General features: G+C 35.1%; 14 protein-coding genes. 10 read left to right on the top strand and 4 right to left on the bottom strand.

Features of this window, described 5'->3' with window-relative positions:
• The first annotated feature begins 23 nt into the window (after positions 1-23).
• Genes GQN54_RS08290 through GQN54_RS08270 form a run of 5 tightly spaced genes read left to right on the top strand, consistent with a single transcriptional unit; the run spans position 24 to position 5,649 of the window.
• Positions 24-1,205 carry a hypothetical protein gene (locus GQN54_RS08290; protein WP_160633060.1) on the top strand — a complete coding sequence of 394 codons (1,182 nt, stop codon included), beginning with the start codon at positions 24-26 and terminating at the stop codon, positions 1,203-1,205.
• Complete coding sequence (locus GQN54_RS08285; RefSeq protein ID WP_160633059.1) at positions 1,202-2,386, top strand: MATE family efflux transporter; 1,185 nt, start codon at positions 1,202-1,204, stop codon at positions 2,384-2,386. Before GQN54_RS08290 ends, GQN54_RS08285 begins: the two co-directional genes overlap by 4 nt.
• Positions 2,383-3,462 (top strand): radical SAM protein, encoded by a 1,080-nt coding sequence (locus GQN54_RS08280; protein WP_160633058.1) that lies wholly within the window; start codon positions 2,383-2,385, stop codon positions 3,460-3,462. Before GQN54_RS08285 ends, GQN54_RS08280 begins: the two co-directional genes overlap by 4 nt.
• On the top strand, positions 3,413-4,261 hold the full coding sequence (locus GQN54_RS08275; protein WP_160633057.1) for a class I SAM-dependent methyltransferase: 849 nt from the start codon (positions 3,413-3,415) through the stop codon (positions 4,259-4,261). The genes GQN54_RS08280 and GQN54_RS08275 overlap by 50 nt, the downstream gene beginning before the upstream one ends.
• Positions 4,258-5,649, top strand: coding sequence for a B12-binding domain-containing radical SAM protein (locus GQN54_RS08270; protein WP_160633056.1), 1,392 nt, complete (start codon positions 4,258-4,260; stop codon positions 5,647-5,649). The genes GQN54_RS08275 and GQN54_RS08270 overlap by 4 nt, the downstream gene beginning before the upstream one ends.
• On the opposite strand, the gene GQN54_RS08265 is transcribed toward GQN54_RS08270, so the two are convergent.
• Positions 5,614-6,720, bottom strand: coding sequence for an SGNH/GDSL hydrolase family protein (locus GQN54_RS08265; protein ID WP_160633055.1), 1,107 nt, complete (start codon positions 6,718-6,720; stop codon positions 5,614-5,616). The two genes, GQN54_RS08270 and GQN54_RS08265, sit on opposite strands and share 36 nt — an antisense overlap.
• 63 nt (positions 6,721-6,783) lie before the next feature.
• On the opposite strand from GQN54_RS08265, the gene GQN54_RS08260 reads away from it, so the two are divergent.
• Both GQN54_RS08260 and GQN54_RS08255 read left to right on the top strand, forming a co-directional pair.
• Positions 6,784-8,316 carry a B12-binding domain-containing radical SAM protein gene (locus GQN54_RS08260; protein WP_235933008.1) on the top strand — a complete coding sequence of 511 codons (1,533 nt, stop codon included), beginning with the start codon at positions 6,784-6,786 and terminating at the stop codon, positions 8,314-8,316.
• Complete coding sequence (locus GQN54_RS08255) at positions 8,306-8,998, top strand: methyltransferase (RefSeq protein ID WP_160633054.1); 693 nt, start codon at positions 8,306-8,308, stop codon at positions 8,996-8,998. Before GQN54_RS08260 ends, GQN54_RS08255 begins: the two co-directional genes overlap by 11 nt.
• Before the next feature lie 356 nt (positions 8,999-9,354).
• Here GQN54_RS08255 and GQN54_RS08250 read toward each other — a convergent pair whose 3' ends face one another.
• Both GQN54_RS08250 and GQN54_RS08245 read right to left on the bottom strand, forming a co-directional pair.
• Positions 9,355-10,773: a B12-binding domain-containing radical SAM protein gene (locus tag GQN54_RS08250; protein WP_160633053.1), complete on the bottom strand. Its 1,419-nt coding sequence runs from the start codon at positions 10,771-10,773 to the stop codon at positions 9,355-9,357.
• Complete coding sequence (locus GQN54_RS08245; RefSeq protein ID WP_160633052.1) at positions 10,770-11,645, bottom strand: hypothetical protein; 876 nt, start codon at positions 11,643-11,645, stop codon at positions 10,770-10,772. Before GQN54_RS08245 ends, GQN54_RS08250 begins: the two co-directional genes overlap by 4 nt.
• Before the next feature lie 175 nt (positions 11,646-11,820).
• On the opposite strand from GQN54_RS08245, the gene GQN54_RS08240 reads away from it, so the two are divergent.
• The 3 genes from GQN54_RS08240 (at position 11,821) to GQN54_RS08230 (ending at position 14,394) form a co-directional block, all read left to right on the top strand.
• A complete protein-coding gene (locus GQN54_RS08240; protein ID WP_160633051.1) occupies positions 11,821-13,170 on the top strand; it encodes a DUF5723 family protein in 1,350 nt (449 codons plus the stop codon).
• Positions 13,171-13,382: 212 nt separating this feature from the next.
• Positions 13,383-13,880: a hypothetical protein gene (locus tag GQN54_RS08235; RefSeq protein ID WP_160633050.1), complete on the top strand. Its 498-nt coding sequence runs from the start codon at positions 13,383-13,385 to the stop codon at positions 13,878-13,880.
• Positions 13,881-14,055: 175 nt separating this feature from the next.
• Positions 14,056-14,394 carry an META domain-containing protein gene (locus tag GQN54_RS08230; protein ID WP_160633049.1) on the top strand — a complete coding sequence of 113 codons (339 nt, stop codon included), beginning with the start codon at positions 14,056-14,058 and terminating at the stop codon, positions 14,392-14,394.
• Positions 14,395-14,469: 75 nt separating this feature from the next.
• On the opposite strand, the gene secA is transcribed toward GQN54_RS08230, so the two are convergent.
• Entirely contained in the window at positions 14,470-17,820 is a 3,351-nt protein-coding gene (gene secA / locus GQN54_RS08225) for a preprotein translocase subunit SecA (protein ID WP_160633048.1), read from the bottom strand.
• Positions 17,821-17,920: the final 100 nt, after the last annotated feature.

The following is a 17,920-nucleotide window of genomic DNA, read 5'->3' as shown; positions in this document are numbered from 1 at the left end:
CTCAATCAATCCAAAAGTATTTCTTGAAAAATAAAATGACTCGTTCGATATGTAAGTATTTAAGTATCCTCCTTTTTGCAGGTTTATTGATGTACTCTTGTAAAAAAGAGGACTCTTCTGATTCCAAATCCGTTTTTCCAAACTCTTCTGCTATCGATTTGCATTATTATCAAAACGATAACGAAACAAGGGAAGAGTTTGAAACTGGATTAAAATGGGCTTTTTCATATTTAGGTGCTGAGCTTAAGAGTGGGTCATGGGAAAAGAGTGTGGTTTGGCGAAATGATAAATTAGTTAGTGTCAACTTTTCAAAATTGGGCTTTTCTCAAAATGCCACACTCCAACTTTATTTATTGATTCAGCAATTTATTTTGAGTGAAGAATATTTGGAAACGGGCGGAATAGATGCTGGCAGATTTATTACTTGCATCCTCAATAATTCCAATCATTATTATAAGATAGTCGGAATGCCAAAGACATTGGACGAATTTACTCAAAATGCCAACTTTTTGTCGAAGCGAGCTGCTATAGTTGAATCAGCTGTGGCTATTAAAGAAAGAGTGATCAACATGCCTCTATCGACTAAAGATGTAGCTCGATTGAAATATTGGGCGGAAGAATTGTCGGGTTCATTAAAAGATTCTTCAGAAATGGTAGAGGAAAATGAGGTAATGGATATAATGGCTAATGGACAACTTCGTTTTGGAATCTACAACAAGCAAAAAGAGTTAATAGGCGGTTCTGATGCTAGTTTGACAATAGCCGGAAAACCCGCCAAATGTTTATGGTGTCATGAAACCAATATACAAAAAGGATTTGCGGCGCTAACAGTAATTCCAGGGTACTATTCTCCTAATCAGTTTGATAGTATTGTAAGTGTGAATATTCAAGAGCTAGAAAATTACAGAAGTTTATTAGATTCAGAAATTAACTTTAATGACAAAATAGCACATTCTGAAACCGAAAAGTTATATATTCGGTATTTCGAACCATCAGCTAAACGACTGGCTAATGAATGGAATATGAGTATTCAACAAGTGGAGTCTGTTTTAAAAAATACTCCAACGCATACACATCATGAATTTCCTGAATTTGGGGATTTATATTATAGAGAACAGATTCAAGCTTATTCTCCATACGAAGTACTTCCTGGAGCAGCGAGTGCAAGAGAAACTGTGCCATTTGAAATCGATCTACTACCTTGAATAAGACGGCTAAAACCATTAAACGAACCAAGTTTATTGGACTTGAAGGGTTGAATTTTGCTGTAAGACCAATTCATACTAGTCTTATTTCATTATTGGTAATTCGATTGATAAGTAAGGACTTGTGGGGGCAATTTGTTTATTTTCTATTAGCAATAGAAATAATTACGATGTTTCTTAATTGGGGTCAAAGGGCTTATTTGATGCGTGAATTTTCATTGCAACCTCAGCGTATATCGAGTTTACTTTCAACCACGTTAATGGCTAGAATACCTTTGTTGATAGTTGCCACGTTAGTTCTTTTCGTCTGGCCTAATTTTAGAGCCTATTTTTGGAGTTTGTTTTTGTGGTTGATTTTTAAGTGGTTGGCGAATCTTTTTGAGTCTTTGATTAAGTATAATAGACACTATTGGCACTCTATACTTGCAGAAATGTTAGCCATGGTTGCTGCTGTTGGTTACTTATTGATACAATATCCTTCCATAAAAATTAGTGAAGTTATTTTTGCTTTTATGTTGTCATCAATTGTCCGATTATTAGTGTTGTCTCCTTTGCTCAGCACCATAAGATTACTCAAGATTAATAGGAATAGATTGAAAAGTAACTTAAAATCCACCTTTCCGCTTTTCGCAATTTCCTTTACTGCTTTACTTCAAATGAAAGGAGATCTTTATACAGCCACTTTTTTTTTAGACGATATAAAATTAGCAGAATATCAAGTAATGATTAGCTTCTTAGTGCTTGGTCAAACTATCTCATGGATTATATTGGGTCCTTTTCAAAAAAACTTGTATCGATGGAAACAAACTAATATCGGTGAACTCAAGAAGAAATATCGTTTGTTAGGGATGCTAATATCTTTTGTTTTCTCGATTTTACTCTTTCTTGGGTTAGATTTATTCTATAAAATACACTTAGATTATTGGTATATAGTTCTGTTTTATGTTTATGTGTTTCTCTTGTATATTTATCTTATCGAAAGTCAATTACTTTTGAAACATAGATTGGAGAATCGATTATTAAAATTCAATGTTCTCGCAATAATAGCAAGTGTCATTCTTTCAATCGTTTTAATACCATTTTTTGGGATATTAGGTGCTTTAATAAGTGGGATAATTAGCAAGAGTTTGATGGCAGTATTAGTGGTTAAAGACGCTAAAAAAATAATTATCGAAACATGATAAATGAAAAATTAAGAGCAATTAATGCTAAATTTTATCCGAAGTATATTGTTCAAAATCCAAAGTGGATAGTGTTGGGTGTTAATAATGTCTGTAATCTTCATTGTAAAATGTGCGATGTAGGGACTCAAAATCTAGAGACAAATTTTGCACAAAATTTAGTCGGTTCCCACCCTCTAAATATGCCGTTAGACTTAATTAAACGCCTGATTGATCAAACTTCTGAATATTATCCTAATGCTAAACTAGGGTATGCTTTTACGGAGCCATTAGTTTACCCTCATTTGAAGGAATCCTTATTATATGCGAATGAAAAGGGCTTAGATACTACCATTACAACTAATGCTTTGAATCTTCGTCGTAAAGCGGACGATATTCTAGAAGGGAAGGTTAAGGAATTGTATATTTCTCTCGATGGACTTCAAGACACTCATAATTATATTCGAGGGAATAGTAAATCTTTCCAGAAGGCTTTGGAGGGTATTGAGTATATTTCTCAATTTGAAAATTCACCTGAAATTTCAATTTATTGTGTAATTACTGAATGGAATTATAAAGAACTTGTTGAGTTTGTAGACTTTTTTGCGAATAAACCAATAAAGCATATAGGATTTATGCACCAAAATTTTATTACAAAAGATGTTGCAGAAGGGCATAATGCAGTTTATGGACAATTATACAGTGCAACACATTCAAATATTGAAGAAACAGATTTCTCTGTTTTTGATATGCATATTTTACATCAGCAGATCCAAAAGATAAAAGCTAAGGAGTATTCGTTTAAGCCTAGTTTTTCGCCTGATATTAATGATATTGAAAAGTTGATGACCTACTATTATAAACCGGAAGTGAAATTAGGGAAGACATGTAACGATGTGTTTACTAATTTAATGGTAAAAACGGACGGAACAGTAATACCCTCACATGGGAGATGCTATAATTCTACAATGGGAAATCTTTATGAGAATACACTTCCTGAAATATGGAATTCAAAACATTATGGTGACTTTAGAAAAGCACTTGTAAATGCTGGTGGATTGTTGCCTGCTTGTAATCGTTGTTGTAGCGCCTTTTAATTCTATGTATAGCCCGAATAATGAGTCTTTTGATGCTGCAGCAGCCACCTACGATAATGATTTTACATTGTCAGAAATAGGCAAAAAACAACGAAATAGAGTGTTTCATTGGCTGAAAGAAAGCAAGATTTTAAATAATTCTAAAAGAGTTTTTGAGATTAATTGCGGGACAGGATACGATGCAGAATGGTTTTTCAATAAAGAGTTTGAAGTTATTGCAACAGATGCCTCTTCAGAAATGGTTAAAGTTGCCCAATCAAAACGGAATCCAAGAATTAACTTTTACCAGAGAAACTTCCAAGATATTTCTATCGATGAAAATGTCGGAGATGCGGATATAGTATTTTCTAACTTTGGTGGATTGAATTGTTTAAGTGAAAAAGAGTTGAGAACCTTTTTTTATGACTTGGCATTGAAGCAAAAAGTGGGTAATTATTTGGCAATGGTCATTATGCCTGAATATTGTTTGATTGAGGATTTTTACTTTCTCTTTAAAGGGAAGTTCTCAAAAATTAATAGAAGAAGTAAAAAAGGTTATTTAGAAGTTGATGTGAATGGAGAAAAAGTTAAAACGTTTTATCATTCTCCTTCCACAGTAAAACAATTGTTGTCCAATGATTACCAAGTGGAACTTATTAAGCCCGTTGCTTTTTTCATACCACCATCTTATTTAGAGTCATTTTTTAAACGTAGAATTGGTGTTCTTCGCTTTCTCAACTTTTTAGAACGTATTTTTGGAAGTTTTAGTTTTTTAGCCAAAAGTTCCGATCATTACCTTATAATAGCAAAACGCAAATGAGTATTTTATTAACCCATGGGTATTTTTTAGAAGAAGATGAGACGGAGCAAAAAATTATGCGTCCATATCCGCCTTTGGGGTTGCTCTACATATCTGCCTATTTAGAAGAAAATGGGGTGGGTCACGAGTTGATAGATTCTACTTTTTCTAATCAAGAATTATGGTTCAATAATGTATTGAGTCTAAAGCCAAAGTTAATCGCGATTTACACCAATTTGATGACTAAAGTAAAGATTTTGAAACTCATCAAAAGGGTAAATAATACGCCAGAATTAAGTGAGACTAAAATATTATTGGGTGGGCCAGATGTGACCTATAATTGGGAGAATTATTTGAAATATGGCGCTGATTTTTTGGTGATTGGAGAAGGAGAAGAGACATTTTTAGAATTTTCGAAGCAGTTTTTCGGACAGCAAGATTTTAGTTCGGTAGATGGATTGGCGTATAAGTCTGCCACCAATGAATTCATAAAGAACCCTCCTAGAACTAAAATAAAAGAAGTGGATCAGTTGTCGATGCCTAATCGGAAGAAAATCGACTTGACAAAATACCTTGAGACGTGGAAAAAATATCATGGAAAAAGCACCCTAAATATCTCTACTCAAAGAGGCTGTCCATACACTTGCCAATGGTGTAGCACAGCAGTTTATGGACAAAGTTATAGAAGGCGTAGTCCAAAGTTGGTGGTGGATGAAATAGAGTACTTGATTAAGAATTACAATCCAGATGCATTGTGGTTTGTTGATGATGTTTTTACAGTAAGTCATAAATGGCTGGAAGAATTCTCAAGGGAGATGCAAAATAGAAATTTAAAGATTCCTTTTGAATGTATCACCAGAGCTGAACGAATGAATGAAAAGGTTTTGGTACAATTAAAAGCAGCAGGTTGTTTCCGAATTTGGATAGGAGCTGAAAGTGGTTCACAGCGAATTATCGACTTAATGAAAAGACAAGTAGATATTAATAAGGTTAGTGATATGATGCTTCTGACCCAAAAGTTTGGAATGGAGGCCGGTACTTTTATCATGGTAGGATACCCAACTGAAACCAAGACTGATATTGAATTGACGATTGATTATCTCAAAAAGGCCAATCCCAACCAGTTTACAATAACTGTAGCATATCCGATTAAAGGCACTGGATTGTACACTCAAATTGAAAAAGATATCATTGTTCAACCAGAATGGTCAACAAGTACGGATAGACAGATTGATTTCAAGCGTACTTTTCCTAGAAGGTATTATGACTTTGCTGTAAGAAGGATTGTAAATGAGGTTAATTATGAAAAATTAAAAAATGCCGATAAACACTTAACTATCAATGCATTTATAGTTAAGCTAAAGGCCTTCGTTTCATTGATTCGAATGAGTTTTTTTCAGGTTGGATAGTTTAAGACCTTCGTATATATTTTTAGCGGTCCTTTTAGCTCCTAGTTCAGTATAATGACAGTCGTCGATAAAATTAGTCGAGTTGGATTCTATGGAATTCCAGATGAATTGAATATCATTTCGCTTACACAATTCCTCAAGTTGGGTATTAAACAAATTCATTCCATTTGCTAGAGCTTCTGCGGAGTAATGTATATTTTTTTCGCTTACGTTACTGCAAATTAATTTCAGATCCTCCTGATTCAAATTTTTATCCCATAAAACAGTTTGGCTGATAAATACAATATCAATTTGATTAGTTTTTGCAAAATCGATCATCTTTTGAGCATTATCAAGATAGAAACTTAGAGAAGTACTTAAATTGGGTAGTTGGTTTACTTCTTGGGTGAGTGTTCTAGCCTTTCGACTTTCTAGTAATTCTTCACCATGCGTTTTACCTCTATACAATTGAATAACTTGGTGTCGTGCGGTTTTAAACAATTTAGTCAATCTTAACCTTCTGTGCCATGGAAGAGTGCTGTCGGGAAGATGGGTGAAAGCATTAATTTGGATGTTAAATGAGTCTAAACCCAAGTATTTCTTTTCATCAATTATACTGGCAGAGAAATCATTTTTACCCATCATGATAATAATCTTTTCAATTGGAGGGAGGGATGGATACCTTATTAATTTCTGCAGCTGAAGAATATGATGGCTACTGAGGTTTCCCGGTTTTCCAAAATTACCTACCCAATAATTATTTCCTAATTGACCTTCCAACAGAGCAGTCCAGGTATCTTGTTGATCCAATGAGTAGCAGGCAGTTGTGCTTCCGCCGATAGCTAAAATGGCTATTTTTTCAGAAGTAGGTTTTGAAATTGTTCTTGCTCCAAACTGATCAAATTGTACTTTAGCATCCTTGGTTATCCCTTTAATAATTGTGGTGTCTTTTTTCCATACAAAACTTGATTCAGGGGTTGAAACATAATATCCATTAGGATAGGAATAAAAGAAAACTAACATTAATTCCGAAAGTGCAAGGAGGAATAGAAAGAATAGTAACGAAAAGAGAAGATTTTTGACTAAGTTCATTCAAATGCTTTATCTACAGGAAATAGTTTAATTCCTTCACTTATTACAAAATAACACTTATTTTTGGCAATTAATATCATGGATTTGAAATCAAGTGTGATTCTTTTTAACCCCAAAAGTGCGAAATGGAAACATCGCATTCCGATGTCTATTTTGCAGGTCGGTGCATCTGTTTATGGCAAATATGGGGTGGCCTTCGTAGATGGAAATAAAGAAGTAGATCCATGGGAAACAATTTCGACATTGCTAAAATCAGGTGACTTCAAATATTTTGGTGTCACTGTTATGCCTGGTCCTCAATTGCGTCAAGCCATTCCTATCTCTAAAAAGGTAAAAGAAGCCTTCCCTAATGTAAAAGTTATTTGGGGTGGATATTTTGCCACTAATCAGCATCCGGTTGCGCTTCAGAGCAAATATGTGGATGTAGTAGTGAGTGGCCCTGGCGACCAATCATTTCCTCTGTTATTGGATGCATTGGAAAAAGGAGAATCAATTGATAAGATAAAGAATTTAATCTTCCTTAAGGACGACAAAATCTTCAAAACTCCAAAAGAAGAGTTGTTGGATCAAGACAGTTTGCCACAACTGCCTTATGAGTATTTCAACACTTTTTACCCTATTAAAGGGTATTTACAGAAGACATTTCTTGGTGACAAAACGATGGCTTATCATTCTAGTTTGGGCTGTCCATTTACCTGTTCGTTTTGTGCCGTTGTGCCAATTTATAATGCACGTTGGAAAGGGAAGTCTGCCGAAAATATTTATAAGGATGTAAAATGGCTCAAGGATAATTATGGAGTAGATTCCATTGAATTTCATGACAATAATTTCTTTACTTCTAGAAAAAGAGTCGTTGAGTTTTCGAAATTAGTTCTGAACGATAATATTAAATGGTGGGGCGAAGGACGAATAGATACCATTGATAAATATTCTGATGAAGATTTAAAATTGATGAAAGATGCCGGTTGTGAAATGATCTTTTTTGGTGCTGAGACCGGTAGCGATGAGGTGTTGAAGCAGATGGATAAAGGTGGAACCCAAACCGCTGCTCAAATTCGTTCGTTTGCAGTTAGGTTAGGTCGTATTGGAATAATTCCTGAATACTCATTTGTCCTAGGAATGCCTGGGGAAAGCGAAGATGAGGTGATGGCTCAAATAGATTCAGATATTGAATTTATCAAAGAAATTAAAAAGTTAAATCCACAAACAGAGATTATTATATACCTCTATAGCCCGGTGCCTACTGAAGGTTCTGAATTATATGAGCAAATTACGAAAGCCGGCTTCGAATTTCCGACGCATTTAGAAGATTGGCTAAATCCTGTTTGGGAAAATTTTGACCTGCGTAAAAACCCATTGACACCTTGGCTGACTCCAAAGATGATCGATAAGATTCAGAATTTTGAAACCGTTTTGAATGGGTATCACCCAACAGCCTCTGATTTTAGAATTCAAGGAATTAAAAAATCATTACTGGTGAATCTCTCTAGTTGGCGGTATAAAACAGGATTTTATAAGTTTCCATACGAGATTAAAGCCATGCACAAAATCTGGAAGTACCGTCAACCTGAAATTGAAGGGTTTTATGGGGAGTAATAGATTTAAAAAAAGAATTCTTTCTCCATTCTTGAAGCGTTTTGCGACTTACTATTTTAGTAAACCAAGACCATTTTCATATAAAGGAATAAAGGGAGTTGTGCTTCCGGGCGTTTTTTACCCCATTTTCACTATTAGTACTAAATTGTTAATAGACTTTATAGAGAATCTAGAAATTGAAGGTAAAAGCTTTTTAGAGCTAGGATGTGGAACTGGTATTATTAGTGTGTTTGCTGCACAAGAAGGTGCGATTGTTACTGCCTCTGATATCAATCCCAAGGCAATAGAAAATACCAGACAAAATGCGGAAAGGAATAAGGTAACCGTAAAGCTGGTTCAGTCAGATTTATTTGATTCGTTTGATAATCAAAAGTTTGATGTAATTGTAATTAATCCTCCCTATTATCCGAAAGAACCCAAAACCGATGCAGAAAAAGCTTGGTTTTGCGGATCAGAATTCCAGTATTTTACTCGGTTGTTTAATTCCATTTTTCCTTTTATTACTTCAAGAAGTGAAGTATATATGATATTTTCGGAAGATTGCGATATTCAAAGAATTAGAGTAATAGCAGAAGAAAAAGCATTTTTATTAGAAGAGGTAGAACGCCGAAGGAAATGGAGTGAGTGGAATTATATTTTCAAGATTAAAACCACTAGAATGTATCACGAACAGTCGATTTAAATCATAGTCGATGAAAGACTTTTTTTATTCTGAACGATGAGTCCTTTTGTCAATTCTATAACCTTGTCTTTGTAAGTGAAAAAAGTTACATCTAGGAAATCTATACTTTAAAATTGTCATTTTTGTGCTGTGATTTTATGGTGTTTAATGTATTATTGATATTCATTTTTGTAGGTAATGCCTTTTATATTTTCAAGCGAAGTTTTTTGAATAATACTTTCTATTATTTTTTGGAAGATAATTTCAAATTGCCTTTTTACACTTATGTCGATACTCTCTTCCTCTTCCAATACCGAATAGGTAACTGATATGTTTTGCTGTAGGTATGAGCGATTTTTTTACTGAATACAAAACTTTTATTTCTTTAAACCTGACATTTGAATATAGAACAATTGACTAGCAGATTTAAAATATACCCACTTCAAAAGCTCCTTTATATTCCCTTTTTTGACTTTGTTCATGGCCTGCTTCGCTCTAAAACGCTTGTGTAAATATCGATGTAGCTTCTTGTAAAACTCTGGAGAGTAGGTGCCTTTGTACATCATCAATAATTCATCAGAATCTGTCCAATTTGCTTTTTCAGATAGTTGAGACTGCACGACATCATAAAACTTAGTTCCGGGTAATGGATAGGAAACTGAAACACCAATGTCATGTGGCATCAGAGTAAACAACATATTTAAAGTAGCTTGAATGTCTTTCCATTCTTCTCCTAAGTAACCGAATTGCAAAAAGAAGCAAGGCTTGATACCATGCTTTTTCATCAGGGCAGTGCTTTCCTCAATTTGTTGAACGCTGGTTCCTTTGTCCATGGCATCCAGTATTTTCTGCGAACCACTCTCTGCACCTATCCATACTTCATCACAGCCCGAGTCTGCCAGACTTTTTATAGTATCATCTTTTAATAAAAGGTCCGCCCTTGACTGAATTTTGTATTTGATACGGATTTGCTCCCCAGAAAGAATTTGATTGAACTCCTGAACCCATTGAGGTTTCAACCCAAAAATGTCATCACAAAACCAGATGTGATCAAAATTAAAATAGGATTTTATGAGTTTTATTTCGTCAACTACATGTTGTGGTGAGCGGCTATTGTATCGATTTCCATAAATTGGTTTGGCGCACCAATTGCATTTGTATGGACATCCGCGGGTGGTGGCTATATTGATGGAAAAATACCCGTGTTTTCTCCATGCTTCTTGATAAGGAGTAATATCAACTAAATCCCACGCAGGCAAAGGTAAACTGGTTAAATCTGTTAGTATTGGTCGTTTTGGATTCTTTTGAACTTCCCCCTTTTCTATGAAGGATATTCCTCCAATTCCATAAATGGACTCTTTTGTTGAAAGTGCAGTTATTATATGTAGTAATGTTTCGTCAGCTTCTCCTAAAATTACTGCATCTGCTCCTTTTTTTAGGTATGATTCAAAATGATCCGTACTGTCACTGCTAGATACAATAACAGTTAGGTCTTTAGCTTTAGATAGCTTAATCATTTCAAATGCAGCTTCACGCATACGGGTTAAGCACATTTTGGTGAGATAATTAAATCCATCATCATAGATGACTAGAATCTCAGGTTGAAATTCATTTAAAGCGGATTCTAGCTCGAATGGATCTTCAACAAAATTAGTATCAAATAGCTTTACTTCATGTCCATTTTCTCTTAACAGAGCCGCGGCTTGTATGGTCGCCAATGGAGGGTAGGGTTTACTTTGATTCCACTGTTTCTCATCGAAACGGAGAAAATAACTATGTGTAAATAGTGTTTTCATTCTTGAATATTGAGTTGATTCATTCTAACTTGAAATTCCTTCAGTACTCGGTTTTGAAAATCCCTAGGATGATGTTTGGACACCCCACGATTTGACCGCATAGTTAGTTCTAATTTGTCGGCATCGAAATGCTCGAACTTTTTACTCCATCTTTTGTAAGTATTTCGCATCAAAAAAAGGTCAAGACGGTCTCCTATTCGTCCTTTAAGTATACTTTCAATAGTGGTCTTAATTATTCCATTTCCTTCAAATTGCTTTGTTTTTATTGGGTTCTCAAAACCAGGAAAAAAACTTTCGGTCCATTTGTTCTTCTTTTTGAAGGAGTCGATTAAAGGCAGGTTATATACTGGTAAAAGATGACTAACTTCTACAGCGGTGAAAATGTTTTTATCGATAATCTCCAAATTATCTTCATCCACAAAATAATTCACACAGAAATACTTCTTAGAATTTAATAAAAACACTTTCTTGAAAAGAATGAGTAAAGTTCTACAAATCCACAATCTACCTGGTGCAGTAATTATAAAATAGTCAATGTCTCCATCCTCCTGCATTACATTTTTGGATAAGGATCCAGAAATTGATATTGCTCTTACAAAAGGAAAGGATTTGATAAGTTTTGTATAAGCAGGTAGTTTTCTGAAGTATTTCTTAGCCTCCTCTTCTTTTAGCTTTCGTTCATGAATCTGTGTATCGATGCTTTTTCTCAGGCTGTAATAGTTCGCAGTACAATTCAATTGTCCATTAGAAACAAGGTCTGATAGGTATGATTGCGTTTGAAGTAAGGATAGACCTAATAGATTGCTTATTTCAATATCCTTAAGCGGATGATTAAAAATGTCAAAATACGCGATGGTTTTTAACAAGTTCAAACTGTGGGGTTGGTTGTAAGCTTTCAAAACTGGGGTTAAAAGTAGGTTTTCTTTTAACTGCAAAAGTAATAAGCTACTACTTTTTATGTTTTAAAAGGAAAGTTACTTTATTTTTACATTCCTCATGATTTACAGGGATAGGGAGTAGGAAACACTATTTAGGATGATCTTTACTATGAATAAGTTGAGTTGTATAATTGCCGTCCTTATCTGCTTCAACAATGAAGTTATAATTGCACAGGAAAAAGTAGGAGTGGTTACGGATAACTATTTGCCAGTTAAGCAAATTGGACTGAACCCTGCCTTAATGGTTGATCAACGACTTTTTCTTTCCATCAATGTTGCTGGAGTTCACGCGTTTGGACGCAGCAACGTGCTCAATTACCCCAATAGTATTTTACTTCCAAAAGTTGATTTACAAGATGAGGTCTATGAACAACCCAATAAATTTGCCCGTGGTTATATAGCAGGAGAAGTATCGGGCCCTTCTGCCACTTTGAGTTATGGTAAAAATGCCTTTGGAATTCATACTTCTGCAAGATACTATTCGAATTTAAATCGATTGCCTGCTCTTTTAGTAGAGGTAGCTAATGCAGAATCCGTAGATCAGGTTGCAGACGATAGTTATCAAATGAAGAATGGGAGGTTCAAGTCGATGATGTGGGGCGAAGTTGGATTGACCTATGGAAGAATATTATTGAATAGGGATTACGATATGATAAGTGCCGGAATTACTATTAATCGAATGATTGGGATTCAGCAATCTTCTTTTAATATTAAAAGTGGAACTGTCTCAGTGGAAAACAATAGTGGAGCTTTGCTAAACTTAAATGGAAAATACTCCTATACTGATACTCAATTCGGTTCCGGAGGTGGGTGGGGTATGGATTTAGGAGTGACTTTTAAATCTATGACAGATGTAGTTAATAAATATTCATCTCATTCTCAAAGAGGAGGTTGTAAAATTGTAGATTACGATTACAGGATTGGACTATCCTTATTAGATGTAGGTTATATTCGTTTCAAAGAAAGTGCTCGATATGCTAAATTGGAATCACAGGATTCCCTGTCCATAGATGATTTATACGATGGAAATGATGCTGTATTGGGTAAAGATGGTGATACTTATACGGCATTTCTTCCTACAGCGCTTTCTTTGCAGATGGATTTTAGAATTATAGATTATGTATACGTAGCTGGGATTGTCAATCAGCGATTAAGTTTTAGAAATAGTTTTGGTGTTGAACGGTCTAATTTGGCGGCTATAGCTCCTCGTTTTGAAACTGATTGGATCTCAGCATCGATACCTATGTCACTATCCAATTATGTTGCTCCTCAAGTTGGATTTTACATAAGGTTGGGGTTTTTATCAGTTGGAACCGACCATATCTTGCCATTTGTGAGACGTGGTGACATTAAAGCGGTTGATTTATATTTTAATATCAATTTGTTCCTAAGAAATAGTCCTGAATGTAAAGTCATCGATCGCAGGGGAATTCCATGGTTGTGTCCTGCTTGGAGATAAAAATACCTATTTATCAGTATTGCCTTATGTTGGTTGCTTAGCTAGTTTTGGAGATAAATAAATAATTCATATTTGAATGAGCAAGGTGAAATGCAACCTTGTTTGGTTAAAGACGTAGCCTTCTGTTTGCAAACAGAAGGTTTTTTTATTTTATTAGATGTTGTCTCCTAACTATGGAACTCTTATTTTTATACCAATATAAAATAGAGAAGATGAAAAGTTTCAAGATAATATTCCATTTAATAACTGTCGTTTTACTTACAACTATTATCATTGGTTGTGAAAAAGAAGAGCCACCCATAACAGGTTGTACAGATAAGTATTCTTTAAATTACAATCCAAGAGCAACGTTGAATGATGGTTCTTGCATTGAAAATAATCCCGTTAGTATGGATTTTGCTGTCAATTTATCAGATTCTGCATGTTTGAAAAATTGTCAAATTGATAAGATTGTAAGAGTGAAAATATCAACAGTTGAAGATGTTACCTACAGTGACCAAAGAGACTATATTGCAGAATGTGAGATGAGTGGTACTTTTTCAGGGATTAGAATTCCTGGGGAGTATTGTTTGAATGTGTACCATGTGAATGGAAGTAGAGAAACCTTCATTAGAAAAGAATGTCTTACTATTACACAGTCTCGGATTCTAATTAATCAGGTTCCTGATGTCGAAATTATTTTAGAAGAAAATGAGGTTTGTAAAAAGTAAACCAATTATAAATTTCACAAAGCCTTACAGTATATGTAGGGCTTTTTTATGCTATCATGTTTTATAAGTTATGTGGCAAATTCTTTTCAAGAGGTGTATTCAAATAGCAGTACCTTTAATTTTAGTCTTTCATGGTTGCAGGGTTAAGAATCAACTAGCAGTAAAATCAGCAGAGATGAGCTCAAATATAAAGCTACATGATATTTGGGCTTTAAGAAGAGTGGATAATGAAAACACTAAAGGAAACCTAAGGTCAGCATATTTAGAATTTAATCTAACTATGAATAAAGTTTATGGAAATACTGGTTGTAATACACTCTCAGGAGATTTAAAAGTTAAAGAAGATACTATTTACTTGATAAATCTAATGGTAACTGAAAAGTATTGTGAAGGATTTGGTAATGAGCAAGAGTATTTGAATCGACTTCAGAATCCCATGAAGTATTCATTGAATGGATTAGAATTAACATTGATTTCGAAAGGAAGCGTACTCACTTTTCAAAAGGTAGATTGAGATTCCCTTCCGGAAAATGAAATAAAAAAGGCGCTATTACTCAATAGCGCCTTTCCTTTTATAATTTGTTCGGGGTTATTTCCCATGACATTGTTTGTATTTTTTACCACTTCCACAAGGGCAAGGATCGTTTCTTCCCACTCTCTTCTCAGCTACAATTGGTTGTGTAACTTGTCTTTCTTGTGTGTTTTGTCCTGGTTGCTGACCTCTATTGGGTTGTTGGTTTGTGGGTTGAGGAGCTTCAGTACGCGAAGTTTGCAGCTTTGGTTGCTCTTTTTGTTGTTGTGGTGCATTCTGAACTTTGGCTTGCTGATTAGGGTCTTGAACAGGAAGATTCCCTTTTACTAAGAAGCTAACAGCTTCCTTGTTTGTTTTGTCAATCATTTGCTTAAACAATTCAAAAGCTTCAAACTTATAAATTAACAATGGATCTTTTTGTTCATAAACCGCACCTTGAACAGATTGTTTCAAATCATCCATCTCACGTAAGTGCTCCTTCCAGGAATTATCAATCATTGCTAATATGATATTTCTTTCAAAGGTGGCAATCAATTCTTTACCATGAGAGTCATATGATTTTTTCAAATCTGCGACTACTTGTATCGATTTTTTACCATCAGTAAAAGGAATTACAATGTTTTTATATTGATCACCTTGATTTTCATATACATCTTTAATAACAGGGTACGATGTTTCAGCGACTAGCTTAGATTTCCTAGAATAGTGTTCCATCGCTTTCTGATACAACTTGTCAGTTAGCTCGTTGGCATTAATCTGACCAAATCCTTTTTCATCAACAGGGCTTTCAATTGAGAAGTTACGAATTACGTCCATTTTGAAGTTTTCAAAATCCCTCATCTCCAAATTAGTTTCGACAACAGAACTTGCGGTATCGTACATCATATTAGCAATGTCCACGCTTATTCGCTCTCCGAACAATGCATTTCTTCTACGTTTGTAGATTACTTCACGCTGAGAGTTCATAATGTCATCGTATTCCAATAATCGTTTACGAACACCAAAATTGTTCTCTTCTACTTTTTTCTGAGCTCTTTCAATGGATTTAGAAATCATAGAATGCTGAATCACTTCACCTTCTTCGATCCCCATTCTGTCCATCAGTTTTGCGATTCGGTCTGAACCAAATAATCGCATCAAGTTGTCCTCCAAGGAAACATAGAATTGAGAACTACCCGGATCTCCTTGACGACCAGCACGACCTCTCAATTGTCTATCGACACGTCTAGATTCGTGACGCTCCGTACCGATGATAGCTAAACCACCAGAAGCTATCACTTCTTTACTCAATTTAATGTCGGTACCTCTACCTGCCATGTTCGTTGCAATGGTTACTGCTCCGGGCTTACCTGCATTGGCAACAACTTCAGCTTCTTTTTGGTGTAATTTAGCATTTAATACTTGATGGTTGATGCCTTTCATCTTGAGCATTCTACTCAATAATTCTGATATCTCAACCGAAGTGGTACCTACCAATACAGGACGACCCGCTTCTACTAACTTTACTACCTCTTCGCTAACTGCATTGTATTTTTCTCTTGTAGTCTTGTACACCAAGTCTTCTCTGTCATCTCTAGCAATGGGTTTGTTGGTAGGAATAACCACTACATCCAATTCATAGATATCCCAGAATTCCCCTGCCTCTGTTTCTGCTGTTCCCGTCATACCGGAAAGCTTGTGGTACATTCTAAAATAATTCTGCAGCGTAACAGTAGCATAGGTTTGCGTAGCAGCTTCTACTTTAGTGTTTTCTTTTGCTTCAATTGCTTGGTGCAAACCGTCAGAATATCTTCGGCCTTCCATTATACGCCCAGTTTGCTCATCTACAATTTTCACCTTATTGTCCATTACTACATACTCAGTATCCTTTTCAAATAAGGTGTATGCTTTCAGTAGTTGATTGATTGTATGAATTCGTTCAGCTTTTACTGAATAATCTTGTATAATAGCTTCTTTTTTAGCTAATTTTTCTTCATCGGAAATGGATTGCTTTTCCAAGTCGCTAATCGATAAATTGATGTCAGGAAGAATAAAGAAATTTTTGTCATCACCTGACTCTGAAATAAGGTCTAAGCCTTTTTCAGTTAATTCAATTGTATTATTTTTTTCATCAATAGTAAAGTATAGTTCAGCGTCTACAAGGTGCATTTCTTTACCTTGATCTTGCAAATAATAGTTTTCTACTTTTTGCAATTTAGCTCTAACTCCTGGTTCGGATAAGAATTTAATAAGCGCCTTGTTTTTTGGTAGACCTCTATACGATCTTAGCAAAGCCATACTCGCTTCCTCTTCTTTCTTTTTGCCTTCTTTTCCTTCAGGAGTAGAATCAGCATGAAATTGCTTCTTGGCATCAGCAAGTAGTGTGGTAATTAATCTTTTTTGAGCAGAGTATAATTTTTCTACGCGAGGCTTTAATTCGTAAAACTCATGAATATCTCCTTTAGGTGTTGGTCCAGATATGATTAGCGGTGTTCTAGCGTCATCAATCAAGACAGAATCGACCTCATCAACTATGGCATAATGGTGCTTTCGTTGCACTAAATCTTCAGAAGACCGAGCCATGTTATCACGCAAATAATCAAATCCAAACTCATTATTAGTACCGTAAGTAATATCTGCTAAATAAGCTTTCCTTCTTTCTTCGGAATTGGGCTGGTGTTTATCGATACAATCAATGGTCATACCATGAAACTCGAACAAAGGACCCATCCATTCACTATCTCGTTTAGCCAAGTAGTCATTTACAGTGACTAAGTGAACTCCTCTTTCTGCTAAAGCATTTAAGTAGACAGGTAAAGTTGCCACTAAAGTTTTACCTTCTCCTGTAGCCATCTCTGCAATTTTACCTTGATGCAAAGTAATTCCACCTATTAACTGCACGTCGTAGTGAATCATGTTCCATACTACTTCTGTACCTGCGGCATTCCACCGATTATGCCAATAAGCTTTATCTCCAACTATTTCTATACTGTCGCGCTTAGCCGCAAAGTCACGATCCATGTCTGTGGCGGTGACTTCAACTTTTTCGTTGTTTGTAAATCGACGTGCCGTTTCCTTAACTACTGCAAAAGCTTCAGGTAAAATTTCCATCATAGTCGCTTCTATCGTATCCGTTATCGATTTTTCGATTTGGTCGATTTCCTTATAGAGGGACTCTTTTTTATCGACATCTTCTAATTGATCAATTTCTAACTTTAACTTAGAAATTCTCTCGCTATCTGCCTGATAAGCTGTCTTAATTCTGGATTTGAATTCAGCTGTTTTAGCCCTTAATTGGTCATTAGAAATGTCTGCTAATTTTGAAAATTCAGCTTTTATTTGTTCCACCAAAGGAGTGATGGCCTTAATGTCTCTATCTGATTTGTTACCTAAAATTTTTCCAAATAACTTATTGATTGAACCTATCATATATATCTTCTATTCTTCTAAAAAAAACTACCTCCAAAAGTAGGTAAATTAATGCGCTTTTTGTTCGATACCAACTACTAAAGAAGTATAAAAAAACCCC

Source organism: Acidiluteibacter ferrifornacis (assembly GCF_009909615.1).
GTDB classification, from domain to species: Bacteria; Bacteroidota; Bacteroidia; order Flavobacteriales_E; family Vicingaceae; genus Acidiluteibacter; species Acidiluteibacter ferrifornacis.
Note: the sequence above shows the minus strand (reverse complement) of the source record. Positions and strands in the feature narration are given on the sequence as shown.